The sequence below is a fragment of the Kitasatospora sp. NPDC057595 genome (assembly GCF_042800875.1).
Taxonomy (GTDB): domain Bacteria; phylum Actinomycetota; class Actinomycetes; order Streptomycetales; family Streptomycetaceae; genus Kitasatospora.
This window is the reverse complement of record NZ_JBHVGL010000051.1, coordinates 1-5658: the sequence shown is the minus strand read 5'-3', so window position 1 is coordinate 5658 and position 5658 is coordinate 1. Positions and strand designations below refer to the sequence as shown.

Below are 5658 nucleotides of genomic sequence, written 5' to 3'. Positions count from 1 at the left end.
CCCCAGGCGGAGTGCTTAATGCGTTAGCTGCAGCACTAAAGGGCGGAAACCCTCTAACACTTAGCACTCATCGTTTACGGCGTGGACTACCAGGGTATCTAATCCTGTTCGCTCCCCACGCTTTCGCTCCTCAGCGTCAGTTACAGACCAGAGAGTCGCCTTCGCCACTGGTGTTCCTCCACATCTCTACGCATTTCACCGCTACACGTGGAATTCCACTCTCCTCTTCTGCACTCAAGTTCCCCAGTTTCCAATGACCCTCCCCGGTTGAGCCGGGGGCTTTCACATCAGACTTAAGAAACCGCCTGCGAGCCCTTTACGCCCAATAATTCCGGACAACGCTTGCCACCTACGTATTACCGCGGCTGCTGGCACGTAGTTAGCCGTGGCTTTCTGGTTAGGTACCGTCAAGGTGCCGCCCTATTTGAACGGCACTTGTTCTTCCCTAACAACAGAGCTTTACGATCCGAAAACCTTCATCACTCACGCGGCGTTGCTCCGTCAGACTTTCGTCCATTGCGGAAGATTCCCTACTGCTGCCTCCCGTAGGAGTCTGGGCCGTGTCTCAGTCCCAGTGTGGCCGATCACCCTCTCAGGTCGGCTACGCATCGTTGCCTTGGTGAGCCGTTACCTCACCAACTAGCTAATGCGCCGCGGGTCCATCTGTAAGTGGTAGCCGAAGCCACCTTTTATGTCTGAACCATGCGGTTCAAACAACCATCCGGTATTAGCCCCGGTTTCCCGGAGTTATCCCAGTCTTACAGGCAGGTTACCCACGTGTTACTCACCCGTCCGCCGCTAACATCAGGGAGCAAGCTCCCATCTGTCCGCTCGACTTGCATGTATTAGGCACGCCGCCAGCGTTCGTCCTGAGCCAGGATCAAACTCTCCGATAAAGTAGTTTGACTGACTACGCACATCGCTGTGCGATTTATTTAAAACTTGAATTAACAGGTACGTTTTGTCTTGTTTAGTTTTCAAAGATCATTATAATGGAGCGGGTGATGAGAATCGAACTCACGACATCAGCTTGGAAGGCTGAGGTTTTACCACTAAACTACACCCGCATTTTATTTGGGGCGATTGATGGGAATCGAACCCACGAGTGCCAGAGCCACAATCTGGTGCGTTAACCACTTCGCCACAACCGCCAAAACAATATTAAATTAAATGGTGGCTCGGGACGGAATCGAACCGCCGACACACGGATTTTCAGTCCGTTGCTCTACCAACTGAGCTACCGAGCCTAAGTATTTAAATGGCGGTCCGGACGGGACTCGAACCCGCGACCTCCTGCGTGACAGGCAGGCATTCTAACCAACTGAACTACCGGACCATTTTTTGGTTGCGGGGGCAGGATTTGAACCTGCGACCTTCGGGTTATGAGCCCGACGAGCTACCGAACTGCTCCACCCCGCGATAATATGATTTTCATAGAAATGGTGGAGGATGACGGGCTCGAACCGCCGACCCTCTGCTTGTAAGGCAGATGCTCTCCCAGCTGAGCTAATCCTCCATACTTGCACTAACGTGCAATTGCTTGGCGGCGTCCTACTCTCACAGGGGGAAACCCCCGACTACCATCGGCGCTGAAGAGCTTAACTTCCGTGTTCGGCATGGGAACGGGTGTGACCTCTTCGCTATCGCCACCAAACCATTGAGAGTGTTCTCTCAAAACTAGATAACAGTAAGCATACATTCAAATTGGTTAAGTCCTCGATCGATTAGTATCTGTCAGCTCCATGTGTCGCCACACTTCCACCTCAGACCTATCAACCTGATCATCTTTCAGGGATCTTACTTCCTTGCGGAATGGGAAATCTCATCTTGAGGGGGGCTTCATGCTTAGATGCTTTCAGCACTTATCCCGTCCGCACATAGCTACCCAGCGATGCCCTTGGCAGAACAACTGGTACACCAGCGGTGCGTCCATCCCGGTCCTCTCGTACTAAGGACAGCTCCTCTCAAATTTCCTGCGCCCGCGACGGATAGGGACCGAACTGTCTCACGACGTTCTGAACCCAGCTCGCGTACCGCTTTAATGGGCGAACAGCCCAACCCTTGGGACCGACTACAGCCCCAGGATGCGATGAGCCGACATCGAGGTGCCAAACCTCCCCGTCGATGTGGACTCTTGGGGGAGATAAGCCTGTTATCCCCGGGGTAGCTTTTATCCGTTGAGCGATGGCCCTTCCATGCGGAACCACCGGATCACTAAGCCCGACTTTCGTCCCTGCTCGACTTGTAGGTCTCGCAGTCAAGCTCCCTTGTGCCTTTACACTCTGCGAATGATTTCCAACCATTCTGAGGGAACCTTTGGGCGCCTCCGTTACCTTTTAGGAGGCGACCGCCCCAGTCAAACTGCCCACCTGACACTGTCTCCCCGCCCGATAAGGGCGGCGGGTTAGAAGGTCAATACAGCCAGGGTAGTATCCCACCGATGCCTCCACCGAAGCTGGCGCTCCGGTTTCCAAGGCTCCTACCTATCCTGTACAAGCTGTACCAACATTCAATATCAGGCTGCAGTAAAGCTCCACGGGGTCTTTCCGTCCTGTCGCGGGTAACCTGCATCTTCACAGGTACTATAATTTCACCGAGTCTCTCGTTGAGACAGTGCCCAGATCGTTGCGCCTTTCGTGCGGGTCGGAACTTACCCGACAAGGAATTTCGCTACCTTAGGACCGTTATAGTTACGGCCGCCGTTTACTGGGGCTTCAATTCGCACCTTCGCTTACGCTAAGCGCTCCTCTTAACCTTCCAGCACCGGGCAGGCGTCAGCCCCTATACTTCGCCTTACGGCTTCGCAGAGACCTGTGTTTTTGCTAAACAGTCGCCTGGGCCTATTCACTGCGGCTCTCTCGGGCTTGCACCCTAACAGAGCACCCCTTCTCCCGAAGTTACGGGGTCATTTTGCCGAGTTCCTTAACGAGAGTTCTCTCGATCACCTTAGGATTCTCTCCTCGCCTACCTGTGTCGGTTTGCGGTACGGGCACCTCTCACCTCGCTAGAGGCTTTTCTTGGCAGTGTGGAATCAGGAACTTCGCTACTATAATTCGCTCGCCATCACAGCTCAGCCTTCACGGGAAACGGATTTGCCTATTTCCCAGCCTAACTGCTTGGACGCGGATATCCAATACCGCGCTTACCCTATCCTCCTGCGTCCCCCCATTGCTCAAATGGTGAGGAGGTGGTACAGGAATATCAACCTGTTATCCATCGCCTACGCCTTTCGGCCTCGGCTTAGGTCCCGACTAACCCTGAGCGGACGAGCCTTCCTCAGGAAACCTTAGGCATTCGGTGGAGGGGATTCTCACCCCTCTTTCGCTACTCATACCGGCATTCTCACTTCTAAGCGCTCCACAAGTCCTTCCGGTCTTGCTTCACAGCCCTTAGAACGCTCTCCTACCACTGTTCGAAGAACAGTCCGCAGCTTCGGTGATACGTTTAGCCCCGGTACATTTTCGGCGCAGAGTCACTCGACCAGTGAGCTATTACGCACTCTTTAAATGGTGGCTGCTTCTAAGCCAACATCCTGGTTGTCTAAGCAACTCCACATCCTTTTCCACTTAACGTATACTTTGGGACCTTAGCTGGCGGTCTGGGCTGTTTCCCTTTCGACTACGGATCTTATCACTCGCAGTCTGACTCCCAAGGATAAGTCATCGGCATTCGGAGTTTGACTGAATTCGGTAACCCGGTAGGGGCCCCTAGTCCAATCAGTGCTCTACCTCCAAGACTCTTACCTTGAGGCTAGCCCTAAAGCTATTTCGGAGAGAACCAGCTATCTCCAGGTTCGATTGGCATTTCACCCCTACCCACACCTCATCCCCGCACTTTTCAACGTGCGTGGGTTCGGGCCTCCATTCAGTGTTACCTGAACTTCACCCTGGACATGGGTAGATCACCTGGTTTCGGGTCTACGACCACGTACTCAATTCGCCCTATTCAGACTCGCTTTCGCTGCGGCTCCGCATCTTCTGCTTAACCTTGCACGGGATCGTAACTCGCCGGTTCATTCTACAAAAGGCACGCCATCACCCGTTAACGGGCTCTGACTACTTGTAGGCACACGGTTTCAGGATCTCTTTCACTCCCCTTCCGGGGTGCTTTTCACCTTTCCCTCACGGTACTGGTTCACTATCGGTCACTAGGGAGTATTTAGCCTTGGGAGATGGTCCTCCCGGATTCCGACGGAATTTCACGTGTTCCGCCGTACTCAGGATCCACTCAGGAGAGAACGAAGTTTTGACTACAGGGCTGTTACCTCCTATGGCGGGCCTTTCCAGACCTCTTCATCTACCTCGTTCCTTTGTAACTCCGTACAGAGTGTCCTACAACCCCAAGAGGCAAGCCTCTTGGTTTGGGCTGGTCCCGTTTCGCTCGCCGCTACTCAGGGAATCGCATTTGCTTTCTCTTCCTCCGGGTACTTAGATGTTTCAGTTCCCCGGGTCTGCCTTCTCATATCCTATGTATTCAGATATGGATACCACTCCATTACGAGTGGTGGGTTTCCCCATTCGGAAATCTCCGGATCAAAGCTTGCTTACAGCTCCCCGAAGCATATCGGTGTTCGTCCCGTCCTTCATCGGCTCCTAGTGCCAAGGCATCCACCGTGCGCCCTTTCTAACTTAACCGTTAAAAAGAATCACTACGTGATATCTTGCATTACTAATTGAATGTGAATTACTTCTGTTATCTAGTTTTCAAAGAACAACGCATAGGACATGCTAACACATGCGTTGCCACAGGAAGTGGCGCATTTAGCAGGTGTTCCTATGTTTTGAAGGAATGATCCTTCAAAACTAAACAAGACAGGGAACGTTCTGTTTATAAGACCCAAGGTCTTATATTCCGTTAAAATCCTTAGAAAGGAGGTGATCCAGCCGCACCTTCCGATACGGCTACCTTGTTACGACTTCACCCCAATCATCTGTCCCACCTTCGGCGGCTGGCTCCTAAAAGGTTACCTCACCGACTTCGGGTGTTACAAACTCTCGTGGTGTGACGGGCGGTGTGTACAAGGCCCGGGAACGTATTCACCGCGGCATGCTGATCCGCGATTACTAGCGATTCCAGCTTCACGCAGTCGAGTTGCAGACTGCGATCCGAACTGAGAACAGATTTGTGGGATTGGCTTAACCTCGCGGTTTCGCTGCCCTTTGTTCTGTCCATTGTAGCACGTGTGTAGCCCAGGTCATAAGGGGCATGATGATTTGACGTCATCCCCACCTTCCTCCGGTTTGTCACCGGCAGTCACCTTAGAGTGCCCAACTGAATGCTGGCAACTAAGATCAAGGGTTGCGCTCGTTGCGGGACTTAACCCAACATCTCACGACACGAGCTGACGACAACCATGCACCACCTGTCACTCTGCCCCCGAAGGGGACGTCCTATCTCTAGGATTGTCAGAGGATGTCAAGACCTGGTAAGGTTCTTCGCGTTGCTTCGAATTAAACCACATGCTCCACCGCTTGTGCGGGCCCCCGTCAATTCCTTTGAGTTTCAGTCTTGCGACCGTACTCCCCAGGCGGAGTGCTTAATGCGTTAGCTGCAGCACTAAGGGGCGGAAACCCCCTAACACTTAGCACTCATCGTTTACGGCGTGGACTACCAGGGTATCTAATCCTGTTCGCTCCCCACGCTTTCGCTCCTCAGCGT

General features: G+C 53.0%; 6 tRNA genes and 4 rRNA genes. All 10 read right to left on the bottom strand.

Annotated features, from left to right (window positions below):
* Positions 1 to 896, bottom strand: a 16S ribosomal RNA gene (locus tag ACFU9E_RS35220); the annotation flags it as partial.
* 97 nt (positions 897 to 993) lie between these two features.
* Positions 994 to 1067: transfer RNA gene (locus tag ACFU9E_RS35215), tRNA-Gly, on the bottom strand.
* A gap of 8 nt (positions 1068 to 1075) precedes the next feature.
* A tRNA-His gene (locus ACFU9E_RS35210) sits at positions 1076 to 1151 on the bottom strand.
* A 20-nt stretch (positions 1152 to 1171) separates the two neighbouring features.
* Positions 1172 to 1247 (bottom strand) — tRNA-Phe (locus tag ACFU9E_RS35205).
* A 12-nt stretch (positions 1248 to 1259) separates the two neighbouring features.
* A tRNA-Asp gene (locus tag ACFU9E_RS35200) sits at positions 1260 to 1336 on the bottom strand.
* Positions 1337 to 1342: 6 nt separating this feature from the next.
* Positions 1343 to 1419, bottom strand: a tRNA-Met gene (locus tag ACFU9E_RS35195).
* Positions 1420 to 1440: 21 nt separating this feature from the next.
* Positions 1441 to 1516, bottom strand: a tRNA-Val gene (locus ACFU9E_RS35190).
* Positions 1517 to 1538: 22 nt separating this feature from the next.
* Positions 1539 to 1654 (bottom strand): 5S ribosomal RNA (rrf, locus tag ACFU9E_RS35185).
* 50 nt (positions 1655 to 1704) lie between these two features.
* A 23S ribosomal RNA gene (locus ACFU9E_RS35180) occupies positions 1705 to 4634 on the bottom strand.
* Between the two features lie 233 nt (positions 4635 to 4867).
* A 16S ribosomal RNA gene (locus ACFU9E_RS35175) occupies positions 4868 to 5658 on the bottom strand; the annotation flags it as partial.